The 14,726-nt window shown below is 71.4% G+C and carries 13 protein-coding genes; 8 read left to right on the forward strand and 5 right to left on the reverse strand.

Annotated elements, in window-relative coordinates; translation table 11 throughout:
- Window positions 1–95: 95 nt before the first annotated feature.
- The 5 genes from hslU to G5B56_RS16180 form a co-directional block, all read right to left on the reverse strand.
- Entirely contained in the window at window positions 96–1,415 is a 1,320-nt protein-coding gene (gene hslU, locus G5B56_RS16160; protein WP_206023540.1) for an ATP-dependent protease ATPase subunit HslU, read from the reverse strand.
- Window positions 1,416–1,480: 65 nt separating this feature from the next.
- Window positions 1,481–2,020, reverse strand: a complete 540-nt coding sequence (gene hslV / locus G5B56_RS16165) for an ATP-dependent protease subunit HslV (protein ID WP_164963896.1) — start codon at window positions 2,018–2,020, stop codon at window positions 1,481–1,483.
- Between the two features lie 54 nt (window positions 2,021–2,074).
- Window positions 2,075–3,805, reverse strand: coding sequence for a hypothetical protein (locus tag G5B56_RS16170; RefSeq protein WP_164963897.1), 1,731 nt, complete (start codon window positions 3,803–3,805; stop codon window positions 2,075–2,077).
- A 55-nt stretch (window positions 3,806–3,860) separates the two neighbouring features.
- Complete coding sequence (dksA, locus tag G5B56_RS16175; protein WP_009855815.1) at window positions 3,861–4,508, reverse strand: RNA polymerase-binding protein DksA; 648 nt, start codon at window positions 4,506–4,508, stop codon at window positions 3,861–3,863.
- 159 nt (window positions 4,509–4,667) lie between these two features.
- Entirely contained in the window at window positions 4,668–5,708 is a 1,041-nt protein-coding gene (locus tag G5B56_RS16180; RefSeq protein WP_009855816.1) for a GTP-binding protein, read from the reverse strand.
- 125 nt (window positions 5,709–5,833) lie between these two features.
- Here G5B56_RS16180 and G5B56_RS16185 point away from each other — a divergent pair, with 125 nt between their 5' ends.
- The 8 genes from G5B56_RS16185 (at window position 5,834) to G5B56_RS16220 (ending at window position 14,458) form a co-directional block, all read left to right on the forward strand.
- Window positions 5,834–6,724, forward strand: coding sequence for an HlyC/CorC family transporter (locus G5B56_RS16185; RefSeq protein WP_164963898.1), 891 nt, complete (start codon window positions 5,834–5,836; stop codon window positions 6,722–6,724).
- Between the two features lie 52 nt (window positions 6,725–6,776).
- The gene (gene lnt / locus G5B56_RS16190) at window positions 6,777–8,303 is read left to right on the forward strand and encodes an apolipoprotein N-acyltransferase (RefSeq protein ID WP_164963998.1); all 1,527 of its coding nucleotides are present in this window, start codon (window positions 6,777–6,779) and stop codon (window positions 8,301–8,303) included.
- A 31-nt stretch (window positions 8,304–8,334) separates the two neighbouring features.
- Complete coding sequence (gene glyQ / locus G5B56_RS16195) at window positions 8,335–9,252, forward strand: glycine--tRNA ligase subunit alpha (RefSeq protein WP_009855819.1); 918 nt, start codon at window positions 8,335–8,337, stop codon at window positions 9,250–9,252.
- A 3-nt stretch (window positions 9,253–9,255) separates the two neighbouring features.
- Window positions 9,256–11,370 carry a glycine--tRNA ligase subunit beta gene (gene glyS, locus G5B56_RS16200; RefSeq protein ID WP_164963899.1) on the forward strand — a complete coding sequence of 705 codons (2,115 nt, stop codon included), beginning with the start codon at window positions 9,256–9,258 and terminating at the stop codon, window positions 11,368–11,370.
- A gap of 13 nt (window positions 11,371–11,383) precedes the next feature.
- Window positions 11,384–11,992 (forward strand): D-glycero-beta-D-manno-heptose 1,7-bisphosphate 7-phosphatase, encoded by a 609-nt coding sequence (gmhB, locus tag G5B56_RS16205; protein WP_009855821.1) that lies wholly within the window; start codon window positions 11,384–11,386, stop codon window positions 11,990–11,992.
- Window positions 11,992–12,789, forward strand: a complete 798-nt coding sequence (locus tag G5B56_RS16210) for a 1-acyl-sn-glycerol-3-phosphate acyltransferase (RefSeq protein WP_164963900.1) — start codon at window positions 11,992–11,994, stop codon at window positions 12,787–12,789. The genes gmhB and G5B56_RS16210 overlap by 1 nt, the downstream gene beginning before the upstream one ends.
- 69 nt (window positions 12,790–12,858) lie before the next feature.
- Window positions 12,859–13,593: a GntR family transcriptional regulator gene (locus tag G5B56_RS16215; protein ID WP_009855823.1), complete on the forward strand. Its 735-nt coding sequence runs from the start codon at window positions 12,859–12,861 to the stop codon at window positions 13,591–13,593.
- Window positions 13,594–13,615: 22 nt separating this feature from the next.
- A complete protein-coding gene (locus tag G5B56_RS16220; RefSeq protein ID WP_009855824.1) occupies window positions 13,616–14,458 on the forward strand; it encodes a M48 family metallopeptidase in 843 nt (280 codons plus the stop codon).
- The last annotated feature ends 268 nt before the right edge of the window (window positions 14,459–14,726 follow it).

Genomic DNA, 14,726 nt, shown 5'->3' on the forward strand with positions numbered 1-14,726 from the left:
CCAAGGCCTCTGACCCCAAGGCCCCAGCGGCAGTCGGGGTCAGGTCTTGCGAGACCTGACCCCAGGCTTGTCGCGAGACCTGACCCCAGTCTCGATCAGAGGATGTAGCGCGACAGATCCTCGTCGCGCGACAGCTCGCCCAGGCGGCGGTCGACCTCGGCGGCATCGACCGTCACCGTCTGGCCGCCGCGGTTCGGGGCGTCGAAGCTGATGTCGTCGAGCAGGCGCTCCATCACCGTCGCCAGGCGGCGCGCGCCGATGTTCTCGGTGCGCTCGTTCACGTCGTAGGCGATCTGGGCGATGCGGCGCACGGCCTCGGGTGCCAGCTCCAGCGTCACGCCTTCGGTGGCCAGCAGCGCCTGGTACTGCTTGACCAGGCTGGCGTGGGTGCTGGTCAGGATGGCCTCGAAGTCGTCGACCGACAGCGAGCCCAGCTCGACGCGGATCGGGAAACGCCCCTGCAACTCCGGGATCAGGTCGCTGGGCTTGGCCAGGTGGAAGGCGCCGCTGGCGATGAACAGGATGTGGTCGGTCTTGACGATGCCGTACTTGGTGCTGACGGCCGTGCCCTCGACCAGCGGCAGCAGGTCGCGCTGCACGCCCTGGCGCGAGACGTCGGCGCCGCCGTGCTCGGCGCGTGCCGCCACCTTGTCGATCTCGTCGATGAAGACGATGCCGTTGCCCTCGGCGTTGGCCAGCGCGGCGGCGCGGATCTCCTCCTCGTTGACCAGCTTGCCGGCTTCCTCCTCGGTCAGCTTCTCCAGCGCCTCGGCGATCTTCAGCTTGCGCACGTTGCGCTTGCCCTGGCCCATCTGCGAGAACAGGCCCTTCAGCTGCTCGGCCATCTCCTCCATGCCCTGGGGCCCGAGGATCTCGAGCGAGGGCTTCGGGTCGGCGACCTCGATCTCGATCTCCTTGTCGGCCAGCGCGCCTTCGCGCAGGCGCTTGCGCATCACCTGGCGGGCGGTGTTGTCGCTGCTCTCGCGCAGGTCGCGCGGCGGCGGCACCAGGGCGTCGAGCACCCGCTCCTCGGCGGCGTCCTCGGCCTTGGCGCGCTGGCGGCGGATGGCGCGTTCGCGCTCCTGCTTGACCGCCACCTCGACGAGGTCGCGCACGATGGTGTCGACGTCCTTGCCGACGTAGCCGACCTCGGTGAACTTGGTCGCCTCGACCTTGACGAAGGGCGCGTCGGCCAGCTTGGCCAGGCGACGTGCGATCTCGGTCTTGCCGACGCCGGTCGGGCCGATCATCAGGATGTTCTTCGGCGTGATCTCGCCGCGCAGCTTCTCGTCGACCTGCTGGCGGCGCCAGCGGTTGCGCAGCGCGATCGCGACGGCGCGTTTGGCGGCGTTCTGGCCGACGATGTGGCGGTCGAGCTCGGAGACGATCTCCTGCGGGGTCATCGAGTGGGTCATCGCGGGGGCGCCGGCCGCGTGGGCCCGGCGGAGGTGGTGCGGTGGGACGGGGTGCGGGCCGGCTCTCAGGCGCCCAGCACCTCGATGGTGTGCGACTGGTTGGTGTAGATGCACAGGTCGCCGGCGATCTCGAGCGAGCGCTTGACGATGTCCTGCGGTGCCAGCTCGGTGTGCTGCAGCAGCGCACGCGCCGCGGCCTGGGCGTAGGCGCCGCCGGAGCCGATCGCGACGATGCCGTGTTCGGGTTCCAGCACGTCGCCGTTGCCGGTGATGATCAGCGAGTTGGTGGTGTCGGCCACGGCCAGCATCGCCTCCAGGCGGCGCAGCACGCGGTCGGTGCGCCAGTCCTTGGTCAGCTCGATGGCCGCACGCTGCAGATGGCCCTGGTGCTTCTCGAGCTTGGCCTCGAAGCGCTCGAACAGCGTGAAGGCGTCGGCGGTGGCACCGGCGAAGCCGGCGAGCACCTGGTCGCGGTACAGCTTGCGCACCTTGCGCGCGCTGGACTTGACGACGATGGTGCCGAGCGTCACCTGGCCGTCGCCGCCGAGGGCGACGAGCGGGCCGCGACGCACGCTGAGGATGGTCGTGCCGTGAAAGGATTCCATGGTCCGTTGCAAGTGAGGCCGGCCGAGGCCGCTTCAAGTCCGGGCGTTGCCCGCCTAGACCTTGCGCACCTGGACTTTGGCGTGGGCGTTGATGCCCATCGCGCCGAAGAACAGCGCGACGAGGCGGTGGGCGTCGACGAACATCACCGAGCGCTTCTCGGTCTCGCCCTTGGTGATGACCCAGTTCAGCAGGTCGCCGGCGGCGATGAAGTCGACGCGGATCAGGCGTGCGCAGGAGACGCTGACCAGCGGCGCCGCGCCGAGCTGGCCGTCGAGCAGGGCCAGCGTCTTGCCGATGTCGCCGACGAGCTGGCCGGAGAGCTCGACGTGGGCCTGCTCGACCTGCAGAACCGTGTCGTCGGGCATCGCCGACTCGAGGAAGCTGGTCGAGACCTCGCCGATCATCGACATCGGCGGCGTGCGCGTGGACGCGCCGGTGCCGCTGATGCGCACGCGGCAGCGTGCCGCTTCCCAGGACGGCGGCGAGACCTCGTAGGTGACGCAGTAGTCGATCGCCGCCTCGTCGAACTGGTCGGCGCGATTGGCCAGGCGCAGCGCGTCCAGACGTGTCAGCCAGTAGGCCGGGTCGGCGTCGCGCACGCCGGTCGGCGCGGCTTCGGCGAGCACGGCAAACAGCTGGTCGCCGGCGATCCAGCGCATCTCCAGCGCCTGCCCGGCCCACAGCCGGAACAGCGTCGACAGCTGCATCGCCGCCTCGGGGTCGATCGAGCGCAGCCGGCTCCAGTCGAAGACCCAGGGCAGCGGCATCTGCAGCGTCAGCGAACGCAGCCGCGCCAGCGCGTCCAGGTCGAGCGACTCGGGGCAGGCCCAGCCGACCTCGCCCGAGGCGCGTGTGGTGGGCTCGCCCGGGCGCGGGCGCTCGTCGGCCACCGCCTCGGCCACCAGCTTGGGCAGCGAGTACCACTGCGGCGCCGACCAGCCGAACTGCTGCGCGTAGTCGATCGCCAGGCTCTCGAACCGGGCCTGCTGGCCGGTGGCCCGGTACAGGTCGAACAGCACCAGCCAGGTCTCGGCGTGCTGGGCGCGCGAGCCCTCGGCCGCGGTCAGCTGCTGCAGCGCCTGCTCGCAGGTGTTGAAGTCGGCATTCGCGAAGGCGATCACCGCCTCGTCGAGCTCGGGGTCGTGCACGACCTCGCTGACCTCGACGGCGAACGGGCTGCCGAACTCGCTGGGCGTGGCCGCCAGATGGCTCGACACGGTGAGCGGCAGCGTCAGTGTCGGGATGGCCGCCGGCAGCGTGGGCGGCGGCAGTTCGCCGAGCGTCTGGCCCGGCGTGGGCTGGGTCAGCGGCGCGAACTCCAGGCCTCGGCTGGCCACACGCGTCGGCTCGGAACGGGCCGGGGCGGGCGCCGCAGGCGGCGGCGACGGCGTGCGTGCACCGGTGCGGCCGCCGTCGTAGTGGTCGCCGACCATCTGCTGTTCGATGGCGTCGATCTTCTCCTTGACGCCGGAGTCGACGCGGGCGCCAGAGGATTCGGGCAGCCGGGCTTCGGAGTCGTCCAGGCGGGAGGAGCCGCCCAGCGCCGCGAGCTGCTCGGGCGACAGGCCCTCGCGGCGCACGCGGCGCAGCATGTCGAACTCGCGCTTGCGGACGAAGTCGTTGCGCCGCTTGCGCTCGATCATCGCCTTGAGCTCGGTCTTCTCGATCTCGAGCTCGCGGTGGTCGTCCTGGCGCGAGTTCAGCTCGGTCCAGTCGGTCGTCGGGTTGGCGACGAAGCGCACGACCTTCTTGAAGAAGCTGTCGCCGTCCTTGGTGTCCGCCATGGTCGTAATGTAGCCGGCGACGGTGGCGCTCCGGCGGCGCTTGCTGGCGGCGACCTCAGTCGCCGAACATCTTCTGCTTGAGCTCGCGGCGCTGCTGCGCTTCCAGCGACAGCGTGGCGGTGGGCCGCGCGAGCAGGCGCGCCAGGCCGATCGGTTCGCCGGTCTCGTCGCAGTAGCCGTACTCGCCGCTGTCCAGGCGAGCGATCGACTGGGCGATCTTCTTCAGCAGCTTGCGCTCGCGGTCGCGGGTGCGCAGCTCCAGCGCGTGCTCTTCCTCGATCGTCGCCCGGTCGGCCGGGTCCGGCACGATCGAGGTGTCCTCGCGCAGGTGCTCGGTGGTCTCGCCGGCGTTGGACAGCAGGTCGTCCTTCTGCGCCTGCAGCCGCGCGCGGAAGAAGTCGATCTGCTTGTCGTTCATGTACTCGCTGTCGGGCATCGCCAGCAGCTCGGCTTCGGTCAGATCGCGACCGGCCTTGTTCTTCCAGGCCTCGGCCAGCTTCGGGTCGGCCTTGGTGGCCGGCTTGATCACATCCATCGGTTCGGGCGAATTCTTGGGCGCCGGGCGGGCCGGCGCGAAACGGGCGGTGAAACGGTTTTCCGGCTGGGCCGGAACGGGCGAGGGGGCGGGCGATGCCGGGGTCTTGCCGGCCTTGGAGGCCGTCTTGGCGGCGGCGACCGCGGGCTTGGCTGTGGACTTGCTCACGGGAGTCTCTCCTCGCCCTGTGTCCAGGGACGCGCTGAATGTCCGGTTATACCCGCTGCCCTGGGTCGGGTCCTCGGGGCTGGGCAGCCGCAAGGCGCGCGGATTGTAGCCACGTCCCCGACGGCTGCGCGCAAGGCGCAGCTGGCCCGGCGGGCACCCTCAGACGAGGCACTGCTCCAGCCCCTGTTCGAGGATGTCGCGCGGCAGGTCGATGCCGATGAAGACCAGCTTGCTGAGCTTCTCCTCGCCCGGCGCCCACTTCGGTCCCAGGTCGCTGCCCATCAGCTGGTGCACGCCCTGGAACACGACCTTGCGCTCGCTGCCCTTCATGTACAGCACGCCCTTGTAGCGCAGCATCTTCGGGCCGTAGACCTGGACCACCGAACCGAGGAAGTCCTCCAGCTTGGCCGGGCTGAACGGCCGCTTGGCGCGGAAGACGAAGGACTTCACGTCGTCGTCGTGCGCGTGGTGGCTGGGGTGGTCGCAGGCCTCGCCGTCGTGGTGGTGATGGTGATGATGGTCGTGCGCGTGTGCCTGGTCGGCCAGGAAGTCCGGGTCGATGTCGAGCTTGGCGCTGAGGTTGAAGCCCTTGAGGTCGAAGACCTCGGCGATCGCGACCTCGCCGAAATGCACCGAGCGCTGCGGCGCACGCGGGTTCATCTGGCGCAGGCGGTACTGCAGCGCGTCGAGCGCGGCGGCCGGCGCCAGGTCGGCCTTGCTGATGAACAGCCGGTCGGCGAAGCCGACCTGGCGGCGCGCTTCCTGGCGCGTGTTCAGCTGCTCGTCGGCGTGCACCGCGTCGACCAGCGTGACCACCGAGTCGAGCAGGTAGCTCTCGGCGATCTCGTCGTCCATGAAGAAGGTCTGCGCCACCGGGCCGGGGTCGGCCAGGCCGGTGGTCTCGATGACGACGCGGTCGAACGCGATCAGGCCCTTGCGGCGGCGTTCGGCCAGGTCCGACAGCGTCGAGCGCAGATCCTCGCGGATCGTGCAGCAGACGCAGCCGTTGCTCATCTGGATGATTTGTTCCTCGGTGTCGGCGACGAGGATGTCGTTGTCGATGTTCTCCTCGCCGAACTCGTTCTCGATGACGGCGATCTTCTGGCCGTGTGCTTCGGTCAGCACGCGCTTGAGCAGCGTCGTCTTGCCGCTGCCCAGGAAGCCCGTGAGGATGGTGGCCGGGATCAGTCCGTTGCTCATGGTGTCGGGGGGAGTGGGGATGCCGGGAGAGGCCTTCCCAGTTGAGGGCGGCAGACTGTCTTGCAAGCCCCAGACCGTGTCAAGCGCGTGGGGTATTCTTCGCTACCCCCACTGCCGACACCCTCGTGTCCGAACCTCCTTCTCCCAAGTCCGCGCGCGGCGCGACGACGTCGCCCGCGGACAAGCGCTCGTTCTTCGAGCGCCTCGTCGAGTTCGTCTCGCCCGGCCCCGACAGCAAGGACGAGCTGATGAAGACCCTGGCCGACGCCGAGCAGCGCGAGCTGATCGAGCCCGAGTCCAGGCTGATGCTCGAAGGCGTGCTGCGCATGGCCGACCTGAGCGCCGGCGACGTGATGGTCGCCGCGCCGCGCATGGACCTGCTCGACATCGACGCCGGCTACGACAGCCTGCTGTCGGCGGTCATCGCCGCCGGGCATTCGCGTTTCCCGGTCTACGAGGACAAGCGCGAGAACGTCATCGGCATCCTGCTGGCCAAGGACCTGCTGAAGCTGCAGCGTGCGCCCGAGCTGAACCTGCGCACGCTGCTGCGCCCGGCGGTCTTCGTGCCCGAGAGCAAGCGCCTGAACGAGCTGCTGCGCGACTTCCGCTCCAACCGAAACCATCTGGCGATCGTCATCGACGAGTTCGGCAACACCGCCGGGCTGATCACGATCGAGGACGTGCTCGAGGAGATCGTCGGCGAGATCGAGGACGAGTTCGACGATCGCGACGACGGCCGCGGCGACGCCGGCATCTACACGCTGGCCGACGGCTCGCAGCGTGTCGCCGGCGACGTCGAGATCGAGGCCGTCAACCGCGCCTTCGCCGTCGAGCTGTCGACCGAGGACTTCGACACCATCGGCGGCCTCGTCGCGCAGGAGTTCGGCCGCGTGCCGCGGCGCGGCGAGTCGCTGGAGATCGGCGGCCTGCGCTTCACGGTGATGCTGACGCGCGGCGGCGCCGTGCGCTGGTTCCGCGTCTGGCGCATCGGCGAGTCCGGCGAAGCTCGCGCATGACGCGGGCCGCGGCCGTGAACGCCGCCCGCGAGGGGCGGCGGTGACCCGGATCATGTTCACGACGGCGCGCCCGGCCGCGCGTGGGCGCTGGTCGCTGCCGGCGGTGATGGCCGCGCTCGGTGCGCTGCAGACGCTGGCTTTCGTGCAGACCTCGGCCTGGCCGCTGGCCGTGGTGTCGACGGCGCTGCTGGCGCTGGCCTGCGGCCGTGCCGCGCCGGGGCGGGCGGCGCTGCTGGGCTGGGCCTACGGCTTCGGCTGGCTGGTGGCGGGCACCTGGTGGCTGTACGTCAGCATGCACCGCTACGGCGGCCTGCCGGCGCCGCTGGCCGGTGCCGGCGTCGCCGCGCTGGCGGCGGCGCTGTCTCTGTATCTCGCGGCGGCGATGGCCGCCTTCGCGCGCTGGCGGCGGGGCCGTGCCGCGCCCGACGCGGCGCTGTTCGCGGCGCTGTGGCTGCTGGCCGAGCTGGCGCGCGGTGTGCTGTTCACCGGCTTCCCCTGGGTCGCCTCGGGCTACGCGCTGGTCGACGCGCCGCTGGCGGCGCTGGCGCCGTGGGTCGGCGTCTACGGCCTGGGTGCGCTGCTGGCTCTCGCCGCCGGGCTGCTGGCGCATGCCGCGGCCGCGCGGCGCGGGCGGGTCGCGCCGGTGCTCGCGGCGCTGGCGCTGCTCGGCCTGCCCGGGCTGGCGGCGCTGCAGCGTTTCGACGCCCCGGCCGGCGCGCTGACGGTGACGCTGGTGCAGACCAACGTCGCCCAGGACGAGAAGTTCGCCGTCGAGCGCATGCCCGAGGCGATGGCCTGGCTGGAGCAGGCGCTGGACGGCGCACGCGGCCAGCTCGTCGTCGCGCCCGAGACCGCGGTGCCGCTGCTGCCGTTCCAGCTCGCCGACTTCGCGCCCGGCTACTGGGACCGTCTGGTCGCGCGTTTCGCCGCGCCGGGGCGTGCGGCGCTGGTCGGCGTGCCGCTGGGCGACTTCGAGCGCGGCTACACGAACTCGGTCGCCGGGCTCTCCGACGGCGAGCGCTACCGCTACGACAAGCACCACCTCGTGCCTTTCGGCGAGTTCGTGCCGACGGGTTTCCGCTGGTTCACCGAGGCGATGAACATCCCGCTCGGCGACTTCGACCGCGGCGTCGTCGACCCGCCGTCGTTCGCCGTGCTCGGCCAGCGCATCGGCCCGAACATCTGTTACGAGGATCTGTTCGGCGAGGAGCTGGCGCGGCGTTTCGCCGACCCGGCGGCCGCGCCGACGATCTTCGCCAACGTCTCGAACATCGCCTGGTTCGGCCACACGGTGGCGCTGCCGCAGCACCTGAACATCTCGCGCCTGCGTGCGCTGGAGTTCCAGCGGCCGATGATCCGCGCGACGAACACCGGCATGACGGTGGTCATCGACGCCCGCGGCGTGGTGACGGCGCAGCTCGCGCCCGGCACGCGCGGCGTGCTCGAAGCCGAGGTCGAGGGCCGCAGCGGCGTCACGCCGTTTGCCTGGTGGGCGGCACGTTTCGGGCTGTGGCCGCTGGCGGGGCTGGCGGCGCTGGTCGTGATCCTGTCGGCGGGGTGGAGGCGGCGGGCTGCGTAAACTTCCGGGTTTTCCGTTTGCGCGCGCCGTCATGCTCACCTTCCAGCAGATCATCCTCAAGCTGCAGTCCTACTGGGACGCCCAGGGCTGTGCCCTGCTGCAGCCTTACGACATGGAAGTCGGCGCCGGCACCAGCCACACCGCGACCTTCCTGCGTTCGATCGGCCCGGAACCCTGGAAGGCGGCCTACGTGCAGCCCAGCCGCCGCCCCAAGGACGGCCGCTACGGCGAGAACCCGAACCGCCTGCAGCACTACTACCAATATCAGGTGGTGCTGAAGCCCGCGCCGGCCAACATCCTCGACCTCTACCTCGGCTCGCTCGAGGCGCTGGGCTTCGACCTGAAGTCCAACGACGTGCGTTTCGTCGAGGACGACTGGGAGAACCCGACGCTGGGCTGCTGGGGCCTGGGCTGGGAGGTCTGGCTCAACGGCATGGAGGTGACGCAGTTCACCTATTTCCAGCAGGTCGGCGGCATCGACTGCAAGCCGATCACCGGCGAGATCACCTACGGCCTGGAGCGTCTGGCGATGTACCTGCAAGGCGTGGACAACGTCTACGACCTGCAGTGGACCGACACGCTGAAGTACGGCGACGTCTACCACCAGAACGAAGTCGAGCAGAGCACCTACAACTTCGAGCACAGCGACGTCGACTTCCTGCTCTCCGCCTTCTCGGCGCACGAGAAGCAGAGCAAGTACCTGATGGAGCAGCAGCTCGCGCTGCCGGCCTACGAACAGCTGCTGAAGGCCGCGCACACCTTCAACCTGCTCGACGCACGCGGCGCGATCAGCGTCACCGAACGTGCCGCCTACATCGGCCGCATCCGCAACCTGGCGCGCGCCGTCGCCCAGAGCTATCTCGACAGCCGCGCCCGCCTGGGCTTCCCGCTCGCGCCGCGCGAGTGGGCCGACGAAGTCGCCGCGCAACTCGCGAAGAAGGCGGCCTGAACCATGAACGACAAGAAGAACCTGCTCGTCGAACTCTTCGTCGAGGAACTGCCGCCCAAGGCGCTGAAGAAGCTGGGCGAGGCGTTTGCCGCCGTGCTGGCCGACGGCCTGCGCGCCCAGCAGCTCGCCGCGGCCGACGCCGCCGTCACCGCCTACGCCTCGCCGCGCCGCCTGGCGGTGCAGGTCGCCGCCGTCGCCGCCAAGGCGCCCGACCAGGCCGTCAGCACCAAGCTGATGCCGGTGGCCGTGGCGCTGTCCTCCGACGGCAGCGCCTCGCCGGCGCTGCTGAAGAAGCTCGCCGCGCTGGGCCACGGCGCCGAGGTCGTGGCGCAGCTCAAGCGCCAGGGCGAAGGCAAGAACGAGGCGCTGTACCTGGACAGCGTTCAGCCCGGTGCGACGCTGGCCGAGGGCCTGCAGAAGGCGCTGGCCGACGCCGTCGCCAAGCTGCCGATCCCCAAGGTCATGAAGTACCAGCTCGCCGACGGCTGGACCAGCGTCGACTTCGTGCGCCCGGCGCACGGCCTGATCGCGCTGCACGGCTCGCAAGTCGTGCCGGTCGGCGTGCTCGGCCTGCAGGCCGGCCGCACGACGCACGGCCACCGCTTCGAGGCGGCGGCGCCGACCGTCGAGATCCGCGACGCCGACAGCTACGCCGCGCAGCTGCGTGACGAAGGTGCCGTCATCGCCAGCTTCGCCGAGCGCCGCGCCGAGATCGTGCGCCAGCTGAACGAGGCCGCCGCGAACGAAGGCCTGAAGCCGATCGACGACGACGCGCTGCTCGACGAGGTGACGGCGCTGGTCGAGCGCCCGAACGTGCTGCTGGCGCGTTTCGAGCCCGAGTTCCTGGCCGTGCCGCAGGAGTGCCTCATCCTGACGATGAAGGCCAACCAGAAGTACTTCCCGCTGCTCGACGCCCAGGGCCGACTGACCGAACGGTTCCTCGTCGTCAGCAACATCCGCCCGGCCGACGCCAGCCGCGTCGTCGGCGGCAACGAGCGTGTCGTGCGCCCGCGCCTGGCCGACGCCAAGTTCTTCTTCGACCAGGACCGCAAGAAGACGCTGGAGTCGCGCATCCCGGCGCTGGCCAAGGTGGTCTACCACGGCAAGCTGGGCAGCCAGGGCGAACGGGTCGAGCGTGTGCGCACGATCGCGCGCCACATCGGCGAGCAGCTCGGCGGCTCGGCACTGGCCGCGCAGGCCGACCGCGCCGCGCTGCTGGCCAAGGCCGACCTGCTGACCGACATGGTCGGCGAGTTCCCCGAGCTGCAGGGCGTGATGGGCGGCTACTACGCGCGCCACGACGGCGAGACCGAAGCCGTCGCGCTGGCCGTCGAGGACCACTACCGCCCGCGTTTCGCCGGCGACGCGCTGCCGCGCACCGACGCCGGGCTGGCCGGCATCACGGTCGCGCTGGCCGACAAGCTGGAGACGCTGGCCGGCCTGTTCGGCATCGGCCAACTGCCCACCGGCGACAAGGACCCGTTCGCGCTGCGCCGCCACGCGCTGGGCGTGATCCGCATGCTGGTCGAGAAGGCGCTGCCGCTGTCGGTGCCCGAGCTGGTGTCGGCGGCCTTCCGTGCCTTCCCCGAGGGCCACGGCCAGGCCCAGGCCGAGGTGCTGCGTTTCCTCGACGAGCGCCTGGTCGGCTGGCTGCGCGAGCAGGGCTACAGCGCGCACGAGGTCGACGCCGTCGTCGCCTTGCGCACCGAACGCTGGGCCGAGCTGCCGCAGCGCCTGGCCGCGGTGCGGGCCTTCGCCGCGCTGCCCGAGGCGCCGGCGCTGGCCGCCGCCAACAAGCGTGTCGGCAACATCCTGAAGAAGAGCGACGAGGCCGCCGGCGGCGCTGTCGAGCCGGCGCGCCTGGTCGAGCCGGCCGAAGCGGCGCTGTTCGACGCGCTGGGCCGCGTCGCGCCGCAGGCCGACGAAGCCTTCGCCCGTGCCGACTACACCGCCTCGCTGCAGGCGCTGGCGGCGCTGAAGGCGCCGGTCGACGCCTTCTTCGACGCCGTGATGGTCAACGCCGACGACCCGGCGCTGCGCCGCAACCGCCTGGCGCTGCTGGGCACGCTCCATGCTGCGATGAACCGCGTCGCCGACCTGTCGCGTTTGGCGGCCTGACGAGGAGAAGCCGATGCCCGCGCCGTCGATCAAGCTCGTGATCCTGGGCCGCGACGGCATCCTCAACGAGTACCGCGAGGATCACGTCAAGGGGCCCGAGGAATGGGTCACGATCAAGGGCTCGCTGGAGGCCGTCGCGCGGCTGAACCACGCCGGCTGGCACGTCGTGCTGGCCACCAACCAGGCCGGCATCGGCCGCGGCATGATCGACATGGTCTCGGTCAACGCCGTGCACGCACACATGCAGCGCCAGCTGGCCGCGCTGGGCGGGCGTTTCGACGCCGTGTTCTTCTGCCCGCACACGCCCGAGGAGCAGTGCGACTGCCGCAAGCCGCTGCCGGGTCTGCTGCTGGAGGTCGGCCGGCGCTACGGCGTCGACCTGAAGAGCGTGCCGATGGCCGGCGACACGGTGCGTGACCTGGTCGCCGCACGCGCCGCCGGCTGCGAGCCGCACCTGATCCTCTCCGGCCGCGCCGCGGCGCTCGACGACGAGCAGCTGCACCACACGCTGCACCAGGTGCCGGGCGCGCGCGCCCATGCCAGCCTGGCGGCTTTCGTCGACTACATCCTGCAGCGCGACCGCAGCCAGCCGCAGGAGGCGGCCGCGGAGGACCGCAGCTGATGCGCGCCGGCGGGCTGCTGCGCTCGGCGCTGTACTGGGCCTGGCTGACGCTGACCGTCGTGCCCTGGGCGACGGTGCTGGTGCTGGCCTCGGTCGTCGCGCCCAAGCGTGTCTGCTACCGCATCTGCGTCGGCTGGGTGACGCTGGCGATCCACAGCGCGCGGGTCATCTGCGGCGTCGACTGGCGCGTGCACGGCATCGAGAACGTGCCGACACGTGCCGACCGCCGTTCGGCCGTCGTGCTCGCCGCCAAGCACCAGTCGACCTGGGAGACCTTCGCGCTGCCGATGCTGATGCCGCACCCGATCGCCTACGTCTTCAAGCGCGAACTGCTGTGGGTGCCGTTCTTCGGCTGGGCGCTGGCGCGGCTGGACATGATCCACATCGACCGCTCGCGCCGCGCCGAGGCCTGGAACAAGGTCGCCAAGCAGGGCCGGCGCCTGTTCGACCTGGGCAACTGGGTGATCATGTTCCCCGAGGGCACGCGTGTGCCGCGCGGCAGCCAGGGCGCCTACAAGACCGGCGCCGCGCGCCTGGCCATCACCGCCGGCGTGCCCATCGTGCCGATCGCGGTGGCCGCCGGCCGCTGCTGGCCGGCCAAAAGCATGATCTTGCGGCCGGGCTGCGTCGAGGTCTCGATCGGCGCGCCGATCGACGCCACCGGCCGCCGGCCGGATGAGCTGATGCACGAGGTCGAAGCCTGGATCGAGACCGAGATGCGCCGCCTGGACCCCGAGGCCTATGCGGCCAGGCCCGCCGCGTCGTCGGCCCAGGGCCTGGAGCGCGGCGAGGTGTAGGCGCCGGCTGTCGGCGAGCTCGGCCTCGGCGCCGCCGTGTTGGCACGCTCGTTGCGTCCGGCGGCGCCGATGAGCCCGCGCACCGACCTGGAACTTGCCTCGCCGGCCCGGCGCCGCATCGCCTCCACGCCGGCGACGGCGACGCAGCGCGTCTACGACACGATCCACGCCGCGATCGTCGAGCACCGTCTGGCGCCGGGCACGCGGCTGCGCGAGGTCGAGCTGGCCGAAGGTTTCGGTGTCTCGCGCACCGTCGTGCGCCAGGCGCTGCACCGGCTGGGCCAGGACCAGATCGTCGAGCTGGAGCACAACCGCGGCGCGCGCGTGCCGCAGCCGACACGCGAGCAGGCGGCGCAAGTCTTCGACGCGCGCCGCGTCGTCGAGTGCGAGCTGGCGCGGCGCCTGGCCGGCAAGCTGCGCGCCGAGCAGCGGGCCGAGCTCGAGGCCCTGGTGCGCCAGGAAGCCGAGGCCGAGGCGCGCGGCGACGCGCCGGCGGCGATCCGGCTGTCGGGCGAGTTCCACCGCGCGCTGGCGCGTTTCGCCGGCAACCCGGTCTTCGTGCGCCTGCTTGACGAACTGCTGCCGACGACCTCGCTGCTTATCGCGCTGTACCAGGGCGGCAGCGCGCGCACCTGCGCCGCGCACACCCACACCGGGCTGCTGACGGCACTGGCCGGCGCCGGCGGCGGCGCGGCCGGCGAGATGCGCCGCCACCTGTCGGAGATCGAACGTTCGCTGAGCGTCGGCGACACCGTCGCGCCGACGCCCTTGCGCGACCTGTTCGCGCCCTACCGCGAAACCTGAGCCGGCTTTCCTAGAATCGGGCATGCCGTCCGTGCCCGACGCCGCGTCCACGCACCAGCTCTCGTTGTTCGACGCGCCGCCCGCGCCCGCCGCGCCGCCTGCTGCCGCGCGTGCGGCAGCGCCGTCGCCGGGTGGTTTCCTGCACCCCCGCGCCCAGCGCGAGATCCGCCTGGGCGAACACCTCGTCGGCTACGAGCTGCGACGCGCACGCCGGCGCAGCATCGGCTTCGTCATCGGCGCCGAAGGCCTGAGCGTCAGCGCGCCGCGCTGGGTGGCCGCGGCCGACATCGACACGGCGCTGCGCGCCAAGGCCGGCTGGATCCTGCGCAAGCTGCACGAGCAGCGTGAACGCGGCCGGCGCCTGGCCGCCGCGCGCGTGGACTGGCGCGACGGCGCGACGATCCCCTTCCTCGGCCGCGACCTCGTGCTGCGGCTGGACCCGGCGGCCACCGGCGCGATGCTCGACGCCGAGAGTGGCACGCTGCGCCTGGGCCTGCCGCAGGGCGCGAGCCGCGAGCAGTGGCGCGACGCGGTGCAGAGCTGGCTGCAGCGCCAGGCCCGGCGGGTCTTCGAGGAGCGCATCACGATGTTCGCGCCGCAACTGGGTGTGAAGGTCCGCCGGCTGACGCTGAGCTCGGCGGCCACACGCTGGGGCAGCGCCAGCGCCGACGGCTCGATCCGGCTGAACTGGCGCCTGGTGCACTTCGCGCTGCCGGTCGTCGACTACGTCGTCACGCACGAACTGGCGCACCTGCGCGAGATGAACCACAGCGCGGCGTTCTGGGGTGTCGTGCGCTCGGTGCTGCCCGATTACGAGCAGGCACGCGGCGCGCTGCGCCACGAGGTGCTGCCGGTCTTCGACTGACGCGCTGCCGCGCTCACGGCGGCGCCGCGAAGCCCGCACCCTGCAAACGTTTGGGGGCGCAATCCGTCCCTCGGCGTATGGGCGTCGGCGGGGTCTTGCGTCACACTTGGCTACACGCTGTCATCACCGTCGGCGCAGGGAATCGGTTCCAAGAAACCGGCGAGAGGCGGTGGTCCTTCCGGGGGCCGCCGCCCGCTCGATGCCCACCGGGCCTGATCCCGTCGGCCCGCTCCTCCCCCATCCCCCGTTTTCGCTGCCGGCGCTCGCG

This window comes from Rubrivivax sp. JA1026 (genome assembly GCF_011065555.1).
Lineage (GTDB): Bacteria > Pseudomonadota > Gammaproteobacteria > Burkholderiales > Burkholderiaceae_C > Rubrivivax > Rubrivivax benzoatilyticus.